A 15,233-nucleotide genomic window follows, 5' to 3' on the forward strand; every position below is an offset into this window, starting at 1 on the left:
GGTCTTCGACGAACGCGCGCCGGGACGCTCGGTCTGCCGCATGCCTGCGCCCCGCGCCCTGCGCCCCGCGTCCCGCGCGGCGGCCGCGTGGTAAGGTGGTCGCATGCTCCGTCTCAACGCCGAATGGACAGAGGTGCTCCGCCGGTACAAGGAAGACCACCAGGATCCGCGCAACCAGGCATGTCACAAGGTGGGCATACCGCTGATCGTCGCGAGCTTCCCGGTGGGCGCGACCCTCATCGGCCTCCCGCTCGCGGCCGCGATGTTCACGGCAGGCTGGGGCTTCCAGTTCGCGGGTCACTACTTCGAGGGGAAGAAGCCGTCGTTCGTGGACGACAAACGGAGCCTGATCGTCGGCGTGCTCTGGTGTCTCGAGAAATATGGCCTGCGCGTCTTCGAGGAGACGCCCGCCCCCTGACGCGCCGCTCCAGCCTCGGCCATCTCTGCCGTCCCACGTGCACGGCTGTGACGCGGACACACCCGACCGCGCATTCAAGGAAAATCTGGAATTACCTACTTCACGCCCCTGCTGCGATGCGTAATGCTCGCTTGACGTGATGCATGCAGGGTCGTACCTGTGTCGCGGGCGGGGGACGACGACTCTTCTTCTTCGGGGTTTCCGGCGGGCGCCGCGCCGTCTCGGCGCTTCGGCGTGTGCCCGCTGCCTGCTCCTGTCGCCGACAAGCTCCCGGAGCGTCGTTACCGGCCCGCCGCCGCAGCGATGAGATGACGATGACGGCGAGACGAGGAGACGGGAGATGGGGTGTGCGCAAGGCATGAGGGGGAAAGTCGCCGTGATCACCGGGGGCACCTCGGGGATCGGGCTCGCGACGGCATCTGCGCTGGCGCGGCAGGGCGCCCGGGTGACCGTGCTCTGCCGCAGGACCGGCTCCGAGGGCGCGAGGAAGCTCGCCGCGCTGAAGGTGCAGGGAGAGGTCAGCCTCGTCGAGTGCGATCTCGGCCGGCTCGCGTCGGTGCGCGCCGCGGCCAGGCAGGTGGCTGATCGGTGCGGGGTCGTTCACCTGCTCGTCAACAACGCGGGGGTGTTCCTGCGCGAGCGCGCGGAGTCCGCCGACGGCCTCGAGATGACGTTCCAGGTGAACTATCTGTCGCATTTCCTGCTGTCGAACCTGCTGCTCGGCCGGCTCAAGGCCGCGCGCGACGCGCGCGTGGTCAACCTTGTCGCGCCGGTGGACGGCATCCGACTCGACTTCGACGACCTCATGTCGAAGCGCTCCTACTCGTTCCTCGCCGCGTCCGCGCGGTCGAAGCTCGCGCTCGTGCTCGCCGCGCACCGGCTCTCGGAGGCGCTCTCGGGCACGGGGGCCCAGGTGCTCTGCTACTACCCCGGGCTCGTGCGGTCGGGGCTCTTCGAGGGGAGCTCTCGCGTCCTCAAGGCGCTGATCGACGTCGTGGGCGCGACCCCGACGCAGGCCGCCGCGAACCTCCTCGCGATCCTGGCCGACGCGTCGCTCACCGAGAGCCCCGCCTTCTTCGAGCGGACCCGGGTGAGGCCCCTCAAGGGGATGGCGACGGACGCCGACGCGGCCGCGCGGCTCTGGGAGATGAGCTCGCGGCTCGTCGGCCTCACCCGGGCCGACGTCATCGGAGCCCCCGCTTCTTGAGTCGAGCTCGCCGAGCGCGGCCGCCGGGCTGACCGAGCTCGATCAGGTCGTCGATCATCGAGAGCACCGTGTCGCCGTTGCTCCGGATGCGCCGGGTCCACGAGGGGCAAGTGTACAGCTCACAATGTTCCGGCGAAAAGTTTGCCGTGAGCCCTGGAACGACCGTTCGCCGCGTACATCGGCTCGGCGCGGCGGCGCAGCATGCCGAGCCACCATGACCCACCATGACGTGGAGCGCTGGACGGGGGGCATGCGGGAGACCGGCTGGGGCGCTGCGAGAAGCATCGAACGAGGTCCCCGTCGGCGACGGATGGGGGTCCGCCTCCGCGATCGCACAAGACGGGACGGGCGCGCACCATGGCGCAGGTTTCCGGCGCCGCGCGCGGCGCGCGGTGTCAACGCCGCGACGCGCTCGTCGAGATAGGGCCCTTGGTACCCGTCGTGGGCGTGGGATACGATAGTCGACCCACTGTGTTCTTCGAGCAGCTCGATCTCCCCCTCGGAGGGCTCTATCCCCAGACCGAGCCCACGCGCATCCCACGGACCCGACGCGTCTTCGTCAACCGCAACCTCAAGCTCGCGGGGGTCGACTGGGTCGGCTTCGACATGGACTACACCCTGGCGATCTACGACCAGACCGAGATGGACAACCTCTCGATCCAGGGGACCGTCACGAAGCTCGCCGCGCGCGGCTACCCCGAGGATCTCCTGCGGCACCTCCGCTACCCGATCCACTTCCCCATCCGCGGCCTGCTGATCGACAAGCGCTTCGGCCACGTGCTCAAGATGGACCGGTTCAAGGTGGTCCAGCGCGGGTACCACGGGCTGCGCGAGCTCACGAAGGACGAGCTCCGGTCGCTCTACCAGCACCGCAAGATCCGGCCGAACACGGCCCGCTACCACTGGATCGACACGCTGTACGCGCTGAGCGAGGCCACGCTCTACGCCGGCATCGTCGACGCGCTCGAGGGGCGCGGCGTCCCGCTCGACTACGCGCGGCTCTTCACCGACATCCGCGAGTGCATCGACGAGGCGCACCGCGACGGCACCATCCTCGACGTCGTGCTCTCGGACCTGCCGCGCTTCGTCCAGCGCGACCCGAACCTGGCGCAGACGCTCCACAAGTTCCGCTCGGCGGGCAAGAAGCTCTTCCTGCTGACGAACTCGCGCTGGCCGTTCACCGAGAAGATGATGACGTACCTGCTCGGGGACGCGATGCCCGAGTACCCGAGCTTCCGGCACTACTTCGACGTCCTGGTCGTCGCCGCGCAGAAGCCGGCGTTCTTCCAGGAGCGCCGCCCGCTGCTCATCCGCGACGGCGCCGAGGTCCGCCCCGCCACGGCGCCGCTCGAGCGCGGCACCGTCTACGAGGGGGGCAACCTCCACGACTTCGAGAAGTTCCTGAACATCTCCGGCGATCGCGTCCTCTACGTGGGCGATCACATCTACGGCGACATCCTCCGCTCCAAGAAGGAGAGCGCGTGGCGCACGGCGATGATCATCCAGGAGATGGAGGCCGAGGTCGCCGCCCACGAGTCGTGCCGCCGCGAGCACATGGAGAGCGCGCTGCTCGAGGGGCGCCGCGAGGAGCTCGAGGACCAGCTCCGCTTCTACCAGCAGCGCTACAAGGACCTCACCCGCAAGATCGAGGAGGAGCAGCAGAAGAAGAACGGCGCGACCAACGGGGGCGGAGGCCCGCTGCTCGCGGGGGCGGCCGGCGGCCACGTCCAGATCGACTACGCGACGTCGTTCTACGAGGCCGAGCGGGGCCGCACGAAGCGCGCGGTCGAGCGCATCCGCGGCCAGCTCCGGGCCGTCGACGCCGAGGTCGGCAAGCTGGAGCGCGAGATCGCCCGCCGCTTCCACCCCTACTGGGGCTCGCTGCTCAAGGAGGCGAACGAGACGTCCAGCTTCGGCGATCAGGTCGAGGAGTACGCGTGCATCTACACGTCGCGCGTCTCGAACCTGCTCGCCTACTCGCCGCTGCAGTACTTCCGGAGCCCGCGCGACCTGATGCCGCACGAGCTCTGATCGCCAGGGTCCACCGCACCTCCGCGCCCGCGCGCGGGCGCCGCTCCCCGAGATCGCCATGAGCATCGCCAGCCTCCGCCCGCTGATCCTCGCGCTCGTCCCCCCCGCCCTCCTCCTCTCGGCCGGCTGCGGCAAGCGGGCGTGCTTTCACTGGACCGAGCTCGAGGGGGCATGCCCGTCCAGCGAGGACGCGTACGTGTTCTTCCAGAACCCCGGTTGCCTGAGCTCGGTCGAGTCCATCGACAGCGAGGCGGATTTCGACGGTGAGCTCTGCTGCTACGACGTCACCACGGTCGACACGGGCGACGAGGAGTGCGCGACCGTGCAGAGCCCCGTACCCGGCGGCGGTGGCGTCGGCGGCTCCTCCGGGCCCAGGTAGCGGCAGCGCGCGTTCGCCTCTGGACGCCGGGGCGATTTGGGTCACGCTGGCGCTCCCTATGACAACCACCGTCCCGCCCGTCGCGGACCTCGCGGCCGCGGGCCCGCCCGGCGACCTTCCCACGGCCGTGCTCCGGAGCTCGCCGGCGGACTTCGTCGTCGAAGAGCTCCCCGCCTACGCCCCCAGCGGCCGCGGCGAGCACGTGTTCGTGACCTTCCGCAAGACGGGGCGCACCACGCCCGACGCGGTGCGGGCCATCGCGCTCGCGCTCGGGGCCGACCCGGGCAGCACCGGCTTCGCCGGCATGAAGGACCGGCACGCGATCACCACGCAGACCGCCTCGTTCCAGCTCCCGCTCGCGCGCGATCCCGCGCCCCTGCTCGAGCAGGCCGAGCTGCCCGGGATCGAGATCCTCGCCGTCGCCCGCCACGACAACAAGCTCAAGCCGGGGCACCTGCTCGGCAACCGGTTCCGGATCGCGCTCCGCGGCATCGCCCCGGCGGCGCTCCCGCTCGCCGAGCGCCGCCTCGCCGAGATCGGCCGCGCCGGCATACCGAACGCGTTCGGCCCGCAGCGGTTCGGGAGGAACGGCGATAACCCCGAGCGCGCGCTCGCGTGGCTCGCGGGCCGGGAGCGCGGACCCCGCGACCGGCGCGAGCAGCGGCTGCTGTTCTCGGCGCTCCAGTCGCGCTGGTTCAACGAGGTGCTCGCGCGCCGCGAGGCGGACGGCACCTGGAGCACCGTGCTCCCCGGCGATCTCGCCAAGAAGCGCGACACCGGCGGGCTGTTCCTCGTGCCCCTCGAGGGCCCGGAGGTCGCGGACGCCGAGGCGCGCGCCGCCACGCTCGCGATCTCGGCGACGGGCCCGATGTTCGGCCGGAAAATGCGCTGGCCCGAGGGCGCCCCGGGCGCGCTGGAGCTCGAGGTGCTCACGGCGGCGATCGGCGACCCGCGCAGGCTCGACGCGTTCGCCCACGCCGGAGAAGGCACGCGGCGCCCGCTGCGGCTGGAGGTGGACGGCCTGGAGGTGTCCGTCGCCTGGGAGCCGGCGGTGGACGCCGGCGCGCCTCAGCCCGCGGGCGATCCGGGCGCAGGGCAAGGAATCGTCGTCTCGTTTGTGCTACCGAAGGGCGGCTACGCGACCACCGTCCTTGGGCGAGTCTTTCGGCTCGTCGACGCCTCCGCCCCCCAGCCCTCCGTCGGCAGGCCGGGGGCGGCGGGCGCCCCCGCTCCGGAGGAGGAGGACGCAGTCGAGGAAGGGCAGCCCCGCGCCGACCCGTAGGTCCTCTCGAAGCGCGGCTCCCCCACCCCACCCCATCGGAAAGGCACCAAGGAACAAGATGAACCTCGTCGAGTGGCTGCAGCGCATCATGGTCGGCTTCGGGGCCGCCTGGGTCATGTGGTTGATGATCGCCCTCAGCGTCGTCTCGGTCGCCATCATCCTGGAGCGCGCCTGGTTCTTCTGGTCGCTCCGCGACGACCTCGCCGTCCTCGCGCGGGATCTCCGGACCTCCCTCGACGACTCGATCGAGGGGGCGCGCAGGCGGATGGACGCCTCGCCCTCGGCCGAGGCCGCGGTCGTCTCGGCCGGGCTCGCGGTGGCGCATCAGGGCCCCGACGCGGCCGAGGAGGCGATGGCCGGCGCCGCGGCGCTCCAGCGCATGAAGCTGGAGCGGCGCCTCGCCTACCTGGGCACGCTCGGCAACAACGCGCCGTTCATCGGGCTGTTCGGCACCGTCATCGGCGTCGTCGGCGCCTTCGACGCGCTCGGCCAGGCGGCGAAGGCGCCGGTCGCGCAGGCCGCGTCGCAGTCGATGGCGCCGCAGGCGGTCATGTCGAGCATCGCCGAGGCGCTCGTCGCGACCGCGGTCGGCCTCGCGGTCGCCATCCCGGCCGTCGCGGCGAACAACTTCTTCCAGCGGATGATCAAGTCGACGCTGGCCAACACCGAGGCGCTCACGCGGGTCCTGCTCGCGCACCTCAAGATCGACCCGGCGTTCGCCGGGGCCGCGCCCGCCGCCGCCCCCGAGCCGCGCGGCAAGGCCGCGAGGGCGCCGCGTCAGGACGAGAGCAAGAAGAGCAGCGCGGGCGAGGAGGAGCGCTGATGGCCGCCACGAGCCGCAACGACGATGACGACATGATCAGCGGCATCAACGTCACGCCGCTCGTCGACATCACCCTGGTGCTCCTCATCATCTTCATGGTCACCGCGAAGATCATCGTCTCGCAGTCGCTCCCGCTCGACCTGCCGAAGGCGGCGCAGGGGCAGGAGGTGCAGCTCATCTTCGGGCTCGAGCTGCACGCGAACGGCGACACGCTCGCCGACGGCAAGAAGCTCGCGGGCGAGGACGCCATCCTGCCGATCGCGCGCGAGGCCCAGGCGAAGAACCCGGAGCTCCGCGCCGTGATCCGCGCCGACACGACGGTCCCGCACGGCCGGGTGATCCGCGCGCTCGACCTGCTGAAGCAGGCGGGCGTCTCCAAGATCGCGTTCGGCGTGACGCCGATCGCGCCCGAGCCCGGCGCGGCGCCCGGTCCGGCGCCCGGCGCCCCGGCCGCGCCTCCCCCGGCCGCCCCCGCGCCGGCCACACCGAGCCCCGCGCCCTGAGCGCGCCGAGCGAGAGCTTATGAGCCAGGCCACGAGCGATCGCGCCGCGGGGGCGCTTCACGACGGGCGCCGCCGCGACAAGCGCGGCGGCGCCGATCCCGGGGGCGCCAAGGGGCCCCCGACCGCGCTCGCCGCGCCGGCCCCGGGTCCCGCCGGCGACCGGCGGCGCGCCGCGGATCCGCTCGCCGCGGTGCTCGCGCTCGGCGACCGCGCCTCGCGCGTGGGCGCCTTCCTCGGGGTCACGCTGGCGCTCACCAGCCACAGCGCGGCCTCGGCCCGGGCGATCGTCTCGGGGTCGCTGCGCGACATGCGGCAGGTGGTCGAGGAGATGCGCGTCGGCATCCACGACTACCTCTGGGCGATCTACGAGATCGACCTCACGCCGCCGAAGGCCGAGGAGCCCAAGCCGCCCGAGCCCGAGCCCGAGCCCGAGCCGCCGGCGCCCGAGCCCGAGCCCGTCCCGAAGGTCGCGCCGCCTCCGCAGGCGAACACGCCGCCGCCCAAGGACGACCCCTACGAGCCGCCCCCCGCCGCCGCCGAGGCGGCGAAGGTCCTCACGCGCGAGCCGGATCCGGACGAGGTCCTCGACATGACCGATCGCGGGATCGCGAGCGGCGAGGGCCAGGGCGTCGGCTACGGCCAGGTGGCCGGCGCGGGCACGGCGAAGTCCCCCACCTTCAACCCGAACGCCAAGGTCGGGGGCGTCGTCGGCGGCAAGGGCACGGGCGCTCCGGTCCCGCCGCCTCCGGCCGCCGTGGGCCCGGACCTCTCGGCCCCGCCCGGCCTCGTCGGCAGCAGCAACTGGAACTGTCCTTTCCCTCCGGAGGCCGACGTCGACCAGATCGATCAGGCGAAGGTCGTCCTCATGATCACGGTGCGACCCGACGGCAGCCCGCTGTCCGTCAAGGTCGTCCGTGATCCCGGACACGGTTTCGGTCGCTCCGCGCGCATGTGCGCGCTCAGCCGGCGCTACACCCCCGGCAAGGATCGTGCGGGATCGCCGATCGCCGCCACGACGCCGCCCATCACGGTGACGTTCACGCGCTAGGGTCTCACCGAGAGCTGCCTGAAAATTCGCTCTGCGACCGGCGCCTCGGCTATTCTCCGCGGCAGCTTGTGATCGTCCCCGAACGGATCGAGCAGCTCTCGAAGGTTCCCCTGTTCAAGGGCCTCACTCCGGCCGCGCTCGAGCTCATCTCGCGCGTCGCGAGCGAGGAGACGCACGCCCTCGGCACCAAGATCTTCCAGCACGGGGATCCGGGCGACAAGCTCTACATCCTGCTCGAAGGCAAGGTCCGGATCAGCCGCGAGATCGCCGGGATCGGCGAGGAAGCGCTCGCGGTGCTCGGCCCCGGCGCGGTGTTCGGCGAGATGGCGCTGCTCGACGAGGCCCCCCGCTCCGCCGACGCGCGCGTCCACGAGCGCTGCCGGCTGCTCACCGTGTCGAAGGACGCGTTCGAGGATCTGCTCTTCCTGCACAAAGAGCTCGCGTACGAGGTCCTCTGGAACGTCGTCCGGATGCTCGTCCAGCGGCTCCGCGAGACCAACAACAAGCTCACGTTCCTCTCTGTCTCGGGCAAATTCGAGTAGAGTACGCTTGATCGCCCGGCGACCGTGGGAGCGCGCCCAGGCGGCGCGCCCTGCTGCACGGGAAGCCGCGCTCTGCTCACGATCAACGTTCCTTTGGAGGAGTATGGCAGCCAGGATGAAGCACGCAGCGCTCGCCCTTGCGCTCTGGATGGGCGCCTTCGCAGGAGCATGTGGCTCCGCCACGCCGCCGCCCGAGACGGCGGCCGACAAGGACGACTTCGACGGAGAGTCGAGCCCGGGCGAGGGCGCCGCGACCGCCGGCGCGGAGGGCGAGAAGCCCGCGAAGCCGGAGAAGACGGCGGAGGCCGACAAGGGCGAGGCGGACAAGGCGCCCGCCAAGTCGACGCCGCTCCAGGCGACAAAGTTCGAGGCCGATCTGAAGAAGATCGGGATCAACCTCAAGAAGATCCCCGCGCTCGAGAAGCTCCCGGCCGCGCAGAAGAAGAAGGTGATGCCGCTGCTCCAGAAGGCGCTCGGCCTCGACACCTGCGAGGGCTGCCACGCCGAGGGCGACTTCAAGAAAGAGACGCGGGACATGAAGGTCGCCCGCGAGATGTGGCGCAATTTCGTGATGCCGCTCCGCAGCGAGAGCGGCGGCACCCTCTTCTGCGACAGCTGTCACGCAGGGAACGAGCACGTCCTGAACCGCAAGGACAAGAAGGCCCTGCAGACGTTCATGGAGGAGGAGTACCAATACAAGATCTCGCGCGCGAACAAGGAGGACATGGAGTGCGGCACGTGCCACGGCGACGCCATGGAAACCAAGATCATCGAGAAGCTCTGGAACATCCCGAAATAATGGGAGTTACCCGGCGTTCCTGACGCGCCTTCCTCGTCCAGCACCGGCGTCCCTGACGCGCCTTCCTCGCCCAGCAGCGAAATACCGAGGAATTTCGCGATCCTGGCGCCCCGCAACGCCACCGATTCGTTAGCCCGCTTACCTTCCGGGCGCGATCGGTCTGCGTGCCTGCCCGTGCCCTGATCTCGCACCAGCGTCCGCCCAGAGCTCGGCGCCGGCGCTCGGCCGCCTCATCATGACGACAGATCGCCATGATGGTGGGTCATGCCCCGTTTTCGTACTAGATAGGCGGCATGTGCGGTGTGTTCGGAATCTTTGGCCACCCCGAGGCGGCCAACATGGCCTACCTCGGGTTGCACGCGCTCCAGCATCGAGGGCAGGAATCTGCGGGTATCGTCAGCAGCGACGGGGAGCGCCTCTTCGGCCACCGCGCCATGGGGCGGGTGCAGTCCGGCTTCACCCCGTCCGATCTCGCGGCGCTGCCCGGCGATCGCGCCATCGGCCACGTCCGCTACTCCACCGCGGGCGGCTCGCACCTGAAGAACGCGCAGCCGCTCGGCGTCGACTACGCGCGCGGCTCGCTCGCGGTCGCGCACAACGGCAACCTCACGAACCACGAGGCCCTGCGCGAGCGGCTCGAGGCGCGCGGCTCGATCTACCAGACCGCGAGCGACACCGAGTCGATCGTCCACCTCATCGCGATGAGCAAGAAGCAAGAGCTCCGCGACCGCATCGCGGAGGCGCTGAAGCAGGTGGAGGGCGCGTACTCGCTGCTCTTCCTGACGGAGCGCGAGCTCGTCGCCGTGCGCGACCCGCGCGCCATCCGGCCGCTCTGCCTGGGCGAGATGCCGATGAGCGACGGCGGCGTCGCCCACGTGGTCGCGAGCGAGTCGACGGCGTTCGACCTCATCGGCGCCCGCAAGGTGCGCGACGTCGCCCCGGGCGAGATGCTGATCATCAACGCGGACGGGGTCCGCTCCGAGTTCCCCTTCGCGCCCGAGCCGCGCAAGCTCTGCATCTTCGAGCACGTCTACTTCGCCCGCCCCGACTCGACGATCCAGGGCGTGAGCGTCTACGAGGTCCGCAAGGCGTTCGGCCGGCGCCTGGCCATGGAGCAGCCGATCGAGTCCGGTGACAATCTCGTCGTGATCCCCGTGCCCGACTCGGGCGTGCCGGCGGCGATCGGCTTCGCCGACCGCGCGCGCGCCCCCTTCGAGATGGGCCTCATCCGCAGCCATTACGTCGGCCGCACGTTCATCGAGCCGCAGCAGTCGATCCGGCACTTCGGCGTCCGGCTCAAGCTCAACCCGAACCGGGCGGTGATCCAGGGCAAGCGGGTCGTCGTCGTCGACGACTCGATCGTCCGCGGGACGACGAGCCGGAAGATCGTCAAGATGATCCGCGACGCGGGCGCCCGCGAGGTGCACGTCCGCATCTCGAGCCCGCCCACGCGCTGGCCCTGCTACTACGGAGTCGACACGCCGACGCGATCAGAGCTCATCGCCTCGAGCCACTCCGTGGACGAGATCCGCAGCTACCTGACGGCCGACAGCGTCGGGTACCTGTCGCTGGAGGGCATGGTCGAGAGCGTGCGGTCGATCGAGGAGCGCGAGGGCGACGCCACCACCGCGCGGCCGTCGGCGGACAGCTACTGCCACGCGTGCTTCTCCGGCAACTACCCGATCCCCTTCACGCCGGCCGCGCCGAACAGGCAGCTCCGGATGGTGAGCGGTTGACGCTGCCGCGCTGCCGCGCTCTGGCGCTGAGGGTCTGCCGATGACCGAGGGCACCGCCGAGCACTCGAGCGCGGATCGCGCCGCCTCCGCCCCGCCGCTCTTCGCCCGCGTCGCCGACGAGGTCTCGATCTACGAGGTGAGCCCGCGGGACGGGCTCCAGAACGAGGCGGCGATGATCCCGCTCGAGGGCAAGCGGCGGCTCATCGCGGCGCTCGTCGCCGCCGGCCTCCGCCGGATCGAGATCACGAGCTTCGTCTCGCCGAAGTGGGTCCCGCAGCTCGCCGACGCCGAGGAGCTCGCGAGGACGCTCTCGGCCGAGCCTGGCGTGACCTTCAGCGCCCTGTGCCCGAACGCGCGCGGCCTCGAGCGCGCGCTCGCGGTGGGCCTGCGCGAGATCGCCGTCTTCCTGAGCGCGAGCGAGGCGCACAACCGCGCCAACGTCAACAGGTCGATCGACGACACGCTCTCGGTGTTCTCGGAGATCGTCCCTCCGGCGCGCGAGGCGGGCGTCGCCGTCCGCGCCTACGTCTCGACCGTGTGGGGCTGCCCGTACGAGGGCGACGTCGATCCCGCCCGCGTCGTGCGCATCGCGGAGCGGCTCATCGAGCTCGGGTGCTACCAGGTCTCGCTCGGCGACACGATCGGCATCGGCACGCCGCGGCAGACGCACGACATCGTCCGCCGCTTCCTGGACGCGATGCCGCCCGAGCGGTTCGCGCTCCACCTGCACGACACGCGGGGCACGGCGCTCGCGAACATCCTGATCGGCCTGGAGCTCGGCGTGCGCGACTTCGACGCGTCGGTGGCGGGCGTGGGCGGCTGCCCCTACGCGCCGGGCGCGGCCGGCAACATGGCGACGGAGGATCTCGTGTTCATGCTCCACGGGATGGGCGTCCGGACCGGCGTCGATCTCGACAAGCTCATCGAGGCGGGCAACGTCGCCGAGCAGGTCATCGGCCGCCCGCTGCCGGGCAAGGTCCACCGCGCCGGCCCCTTCCGGCTGCGCCGCCTGCCGACCCGGGGCTGAGCGCGGCGCCGAGCCGACGCCGCGCTCGGCCCCGAGGTCAGCACGCGCTCGGCCCCGAGCGCCGTCAGTCGCCCGCGATGCAGGCGAGCCGGGTGAAGAAGACGTGGTGCTCGCCGCCCTCGCGATCGTCGCGGAAGAGGATGCCCACGTCGCCCTCCGGCCCGAACGTCGCGACCGGGCCGATGCTGTCGCGGCGCGCGAAGGTGAGCCGCTGCTCGGCGCTGATCGGCGCGAGCGCCGCGTTCACCGTGACCGCGTAGAGCTCGTAGCCGTCGTTCTGATCGCGATCGTCCGAGTAGATCGCGAGCAGCCGATCGCCGAGCGGGCGCAGGAACGGATACCGGGAGCGGAACGACCCAGGGTTCGAGATCGCCGTGGGCTGCGCGAGGATCTCACCGCGCTCCGAGACCGCGGCGGCATAGATGCCCTTGGGGCTCGCCGACTTGTCGAACCACGCGATGACGTAGCGGTCGCGGTTCCACACCACCGTCGGATAGACCGCGTCGGTCTCGCCGCTCGTGAGCGTGACGACCTCCGAGATCGGCTCGAGCTCAGCGTCGAACGTCCGGAACTGGATGAGGTGGGTGACCGCGTCGCCCGTGGACCACGCGACGCCGATGCCGCCCTGGCCCGCGGCCGCGGCGGGCGCCTCGTTCGGGAAGCCGAGCGATGCGTCGGTGAGCCGGACGTTGTCGCCGATCAGGTTGCCGTCGATGTCGATGCGCTGGGCGAACAGGTCGAAGGCGCCGGTGCGCTCGTCCTGCCAGACGGGGATGAACTCCGCGTCGGTCCACGTGAGCGCGACGTTGACCGAGAAGCCGGGGGCGTTCGTGAGCCGCCGATCGCCGCCCTCCACCTTCTGGCCGTTCTCGTCGAGCAGGGAAAAGTACACCTCGTAGTCGCCGTCGCGCCGGTCCTGCCAGGCGGCGCCGTACCGATCGCCGACCCACACGATCGGCCCGCCGGAGGCGTCGCCGTTCTTCGGCGTGATGATCTCCTCGCCCGGCGCGAGCGGCTCTCCGTCGGCGCTGATCATCGAGCGGTACAAGTTGAAGCCCCGCGCGGTCCCGGTGTAGAGCGCCGCATACGAGGTCCCGCTCCAGGCGAGGCCGCCGGAGCCGGCCGGCGCGATGTCGCCCGAGATGCGGATCGCGTCCGCGTCGCGCGCCACGAAGCGCGCCCCGTTGTCGACCGTGCCGTCACAGTCGTTGTCGACCCCGTCGCAGATCTCCTGCCCGCCGGGGAAGGCCGCGGCGCTCGAGTCGTCGCAGTCGTCGCCGCACGAGAGCGGCTCGCCGGGCCTCGTGCCGGGCAGCGGCGCGCGGAAGCCGTCGCCGTCGCTGTCGAGCGTCGACGGCCCGTAGCTGCACGCCCCGGTCGCGCTCTCGCAGGTGTCGCGGGTGCACGGATCGCCGTCGTCGCAGTCGACCGGCGCCAGCGCGACGCACGTCCCGCCGCGCCGGCCCGCCGCGCCGCCCGTCGCGCCCCCGGGCGAGGGCGCCGCGCCGCCGCCGGACTGCCCCGCCTCGAACAGCTGGCAGACCACCGGCGCGCAGAGGTCCTCGACGCCGGGGCAGTCGGCGTCCACCTCGCACTCCGGCGCGGGCGGCGGGATGTTCAGCCCCGTCCGCGCCCCGCACCCCCCCGAGAGCGCGGCGCCGCCGGAGGCGATCCCGAGCAGCACCAGCGCCAGGGCCGACCTCCGATGCGCGAGCCGATCCACGGAGCGCTTCGTCACAGGCATCCGCCGATCCCCTCGACGTCGATCGGCTCGCACACGAGCCCCGGACCGCAGTTGTCGTCGCCGCTGAGCGCGCAGAGCCCCACGCACTGCGTGCCCGAGCCGGTCACGACACAGGCGAACCCGGCGCCGCACCCCTCCCAGCACGGATCGCCCTGTCCGCCGGAGCCGGCCGGCGCGCAGGAGGCGCCGTAGATCTCTTGCCCGCACGGCTCGTCCGGATACCGCACGAAGATGAAGCACCCCTCTCCGGGGGCGCAAAAGCCGCTCGACTGATCGTAGGGATCGCACGCGAAATCCGTGAGCGGCGGCCCCGTGTCGGGACAGCCGGGGTCCTCGTACTCCTCGAGCGGGTCCGTTACCGCGCCCGCGCCGCCCCCCCCGACGCCCGGGACAGGGGGCGCGCCAGCCTGGCCCCCCCCGCCGTCCGCGGATGGATCGTCCACGATGACTGTCTGTCCGCAACCGACGGCGAGGCCCAGCCCAGGGAGCGGTACGCAGAGAAGTGTCAGGAAGAGCGAGAAGCAGCGTCGCATGGCGTCATGCTATCGATTCCTCGCGCGCCCGCCACGCCTTTGGCAGAGCGGGCAGCGTCCTGACGCGATCGCGAGAGGTGGATCCTTTCCCCCAGGCTGCAATCCCACTTGCCTGTTGGCCAGCGCTCTGATGTATCTCTCAACAATGCACAAACGCAACCTGCTCAGTATCGCGCTCCTCGCGGCTTCCCCTCTGACGCTCGCTCACCTCATGGCTTGCGGCGACGACGACGCGACCGGAGGAGGCGGGGCGAGCTCTTCCAGCACCACCTCGAGCAGCACGGGCGAAGGCGGCGGCGGCGGTGAGGCCGGCGGCGGCGGCGGCGGCGCGGGCGGAGGCGGCGGCGCGGGCGGAGGCGGCGGCGGCGGCGGCGAGGTCCCCGGCGAGCCCGCAGGCCACCTGCTGATCTCGGAGGTCGTCGTCCGGCCTGGAGCGGCCGAGTTCATCGAGATCTGGAACCCGACCGAGGCTGCGGTCGACCTCACCAACTACTACCTTTCGGACAACACCGTTTATTATGCCCTCACCGAGGGTGAACCCTGGGCGCCCGTCGGCAGCGCAGGGACGGACTTCCTCGTCCAGTTCCCTCCCGGGACCATGATCGGCCCAGGGGCATACCTCGTGCTCGCGAGCGACGAGGGGTTCGAGCTCGCGTTCGATCGGTGCGCCGATTTCGCGCTTGACGAGACGGCCATCCCCTGCGGGGGGAGCGACGTGCCGCCCATGATCGCGCCCACGAACGGCGCCCTCGGGGCGCAAGCCGGCGGGCTGCTCACCGACAGCGGGGAGATGGTGATCCTCTTCGAGTGGGACGGGACGGAAGGCAGCCCGCTCAAGGACATCGACTACGTCATCTGGGGCGAGGAGCTGGGGAACTCGGCGATGGCCTACAAGACGGGGAAGAGGGGCTATGCCGACGACACCGCGCGCAACAGCCAGCGGCCCGCCGCGGCCCCCGGCGACGGAGAGAGCATCGTCCGCTGTAGCGATCGTGAGATCGGCGAGCTCCTGACCGAAGGCAACGGCATCAGCGGGCACGACGAGACGAGCGAGTGGCTCGACGTCAGCTTCACCGCGTCCTCGCCGTCGCCCGGCGAGGCGAGCGACTGCGAGGAGTAGCCACCTCCCCTCCGAGCTCGGCCCCTCGCCGCGCGGCGGCG

General features: G+C 71.4%; 15 protein-coding genes. 13 read left to right on the forward strand and 2 right to left on the reverse strand.

Annotation, left to right across the window (positions count from 1 at the left end; translation table 11 throughout):
- Nucleotides 1–103: 103 nt before the first annotated feature.
- The 12 genes from WMF28_RS21560 (at nucleotide 104) to WMF28_RS21615 (ending at nucleotide 11,795) form a co-directional block, all read left to right on the forward strand.
- Complete coding sequence (locus tag WMF28_RS21560) at nucleotides 104–418, forward strand: Mpo1-like protein (protein ID WP_437604142.1); 315 nt, start codon at nucleotides 104–106, stop codon at nucleotides 416–418.
- A 358-nt stretch (nucleotides 419–776) separates the two neighbouring features.
- On the forward strand, nucleotides 777–1,625 hold the full coding sequence (locus WMF28_RS21565; RefSeq protein ID WP_437604143.1) for an SDR family NAD(P)-dependent oxidoreductase: 849 nt from the start codon (nucleotides 777–779) through the stop codon (nucleotides 1,623–1,625).
- 447 nt (nucleotides 1,626–2,072) lie between these two features.
- Complete coding sequence (locus tag WMF28_RS21570) at nucleotides 2,073–3,656, forward strand: HAD-IG family 5'-nucleotidase (protein WP_437604144.1); 1,584 nt, start codon at nucleotides 2,073–2,075, stop codon at nucleotides 3,654–3,656.
- Nucleotides 3,657–3,714: 58 nt separating this feature from the next.
- A complete protein-coding gene (locus tag WMF28_RS21575; RefSeq protein WP_437604145.1) occupies nucleotides 3,715–4,035 on the forward strand; it encodes a hypothetical protein in 321 nt (106 codons plus the stop codon).
- A 58-nt stretch (nucleotides 4,036–4,093) separates the two neighbouring features.
- Entirely contained in the window at nucleotides 4,094–5,317 is a 1,224-nt protein-coding gene (truD, locus tag WMF28_RS21580) for a tRNA pseudouridine(13) synthase TruD (protein ID WP_437604146.1), read from the forward strand.
- 58 nt (nucleotides 5,318–5,375) lie between these two features.
- Nucleotides 5,376–6,140 (forward strand): MotA/TolQ/ExbB proton channel family protein, encoded by a 765-nt coding sequence (locus WMF28_RS21585; RefSeq protein WP_437604147.1) that lies wholly within the window; start codon nucleotides 5,376–5,378, stop codon nucleotides 6,138–6,140.
- On the forward strand, nucleotides 6,140–6,643 hold the full coding sequence (locus WMF28_RS21590; protein WP_437604148.1) for an ExbD/TolR family protein: 504 nt from the start codon (nucleotides 6,140–6,142) through the stop codon (nucleotides 6,641–6,643). Before WMF28_RS21585 ends, WMF28_RS21590 begins: the two co-directional genes overlap by 1 nt.
- Nucleotides 6,644–6,662: 19 nt before the next feature.
- Nucleotides 6,663–7,691, forward strand: coding sequence for an energy transducer TonB (locus WMF28_RS21595; protein ID WP_437604149.1), 1,029 nt, complete (start codon nucleotides 6,663–6,665; stop codon nucleotides 7,689–7,691).
- Between the two features lie 68 nt (nucleotides 7,692–7,759).
- Nucleotides 7,760–8,233 (forward strand): cyclic nucleotide-binding domain-containing protein, encoded by a 474-nt coding sequence (locus WMF28_RS21600; protein ID WP_012236950.1) that lies wholly within the window; start codon nucleotides 7,760–7,762, stop codon nucleotides 8,231–8,233.
- A gap of 115 nt (nucleotides 8,234–8,348) precedes the next feature.
- A complete protein-coding gene (locus WMF28_RS21605; protein ID WP_437604150.1) occupies nucleotides 8,349–9,032 on the forward strand; it encodes a hypothetical protein in 684 nt (227 codons plus the stop codon).
- 293 nt (nucleotides 9,033–9,325) lie between these two features.
- Nucleotides 9,326–10,768, forward strand: coding sequence for an amidophosphoribosyltransferase (gene purF / locus WMF28_RS21610; RefSeq protein WP_437604151.1), 1,443 nt, complete (start codon nucleotides 9,326–9,328; stop codon nucleotides 10,766–10,768).
- A 40-nt stretch (nucleotides 10,769–10,808) separates the two neighbouring features.
- Entirely contained in the window at nucleotides 10,809–11,795 is a 987-nt protein-coding gene (locus tag WMF28_RS21615; protein WP_437604152.1) for a hydroxymethylglutaryl-CoA lyase, read from the forward strand.
- A 64-nt stretch (nucleotides 11,796–11,859) separates the two neighbouring features.
- Here the strand turns inward: WMF28_RS21615 and WMF28_RS21620 are convergent, their stop codons facing one another.
- Nucleotides 11,860–13,539, reverse strand: coding sequence for a putative metal-binding motif-containing protein (locus WMF28_RS21620; protein ID WP_437604153.1), 1,680 nt, complete (start codon nucleotides 13,537–13,539; stop codon nucleotides 11,860–11,862).
- Complete coding sequence (locus WMF28_RS21625; RefSeq protein ID WP_437604154.1) at nucleotides 13,530–14,072, reverse strand: hypothetical protein; 543 nt, start codon at nucleotides 14,070–14,072, stop codon at nucleotides 13,530–13,532. The genes WMF28_RS21620 and WMF28_RS21625 overlap by 10 nt, the downstream gene beginning before the upstream one ends.
- Nucleotides 14,073–14,217: 145 nt before the next feature.
- On the opposite strand from WMF28_RS21625, the gene WMF28_RS21630 reads away from it, so the two are divergent.
- Nucleotides 14,218–15,192 carry a lamin tail domain-containing protein gene (locus WMF28_RS21630; protein ID WP_437604155.1) on the forward strand — a complete coding sequence of 325 codons (975 nt, stop codon included), beginning with the start codon at nucleotides 14,218–14,220 and terminating at the stop codon, nucleotides 15,190–15,192.
- Nucleotides 15,193–15,233 lie beyond the last annotated feature (41 nt).

Origin of the sequence: Sorangium sp. So ce590 (genome assembly GCF_051521365.1) — a bacterium.
GTDB lineage: Bacteria > Myxococcota_A > Polyangia > Polyangiales > Polyangiaceae > Sorangium.

Excerpts from the sequence above, each read along its gene's own strand:
- WMF28_RS21630 (WP_437604155.1), top strand. The coding sequence starts at position 14,218 with ATGCACAAACGCAACCTGCTCAGTATCGCGCTCCTCGCGGCTTCCCCT.
- WMF28_RS21605 (WP_437604150.1), top strand. The coding sequence starts at position 8,349 with ATGAAGCACGCAGCGCTCGCCCTTGCGCTCTGGATGGGCGCCTTCGCA.
- WMF28_RS21595 (WP_437604149.1), top strand. The coding sequence starts at position 6,663 with ATGAGCCAGGCCACGAGCGATCGCGCCGCGGGGGCGCTTCACGACGGG.
- WMF28_RS21585 (WP_437604147.1), top strand. The coding sequence starts at position 5,376 with ATGAACCTCGTCGAGTGGCTGCAGCGCATCATGGTCGGCTTCGGGGCC.
- WMF28_RS21625 (WP_437604154.1), bottom strand. The coding sequence starts at position 14,072 with ATGCGACGCTGCTTCTCGCTCTTCCTGACACTTCTCTGCGTACCGCTC.
- WMF28_RS21560 (WP_437604142.1), top strand. The coding sequence starts at position 104 with ATGCTCCGTCTCAACGCCGAATGGACAGAGGTGCTCCGCCGGTACAAG.
- WMF28_RS21620 (WP_437604153.1), bottom strand. The coding sequence starts at position 13,539 with ATGCCTGTGACGAAGCGCTCCGTGGATCGGCTCGCGCATCGGAGGTCG.
- WMF28_RS21590 (WP_437604148.1), top strand. The coding sequence starts at position 6,140 with ATGGCCGCCACGAGCCGCAACGACGATGACGACATGATCAGCGGCATC.
- purF (WP_437604151.1), top strand. The coding sequence starts at position 9,326 with ATGTGCGGTGTGTTCGGAATCTTTGGCCACCCCGAGGCGGCCAACATG.
- WMF28_RS21615 (WP_437604152.1), top strand. The coding sequence starts at position 10,809 with ATGACCGAGGGCACCGCCGAGCACTCGAGCGCGGATCGCGCCGCCTCC.
- WMF28_RS21565 (WP_437604143.1), top strand. The coding sequence starts at position 777 with ATGAGGGGGAAAGTCGCCGTGATCACCGGGGGCACCTCGGGGATCGGG.
- truD (WP_437604146.1), top strand. The coding sequence starts at position 4,094 with ATGACAACCACCGTCCCGCCCGTCGCGGACCTCGCGGCCGCGGGCCCG.
- WMF28_RS21575 (WP_437604145.1), top strand. The coding sequence starts at position 3,715 with ATGAGCATCGCCAGCCTCCGCCCGCTGATCCTCGCGCTCGTCCCCCCC.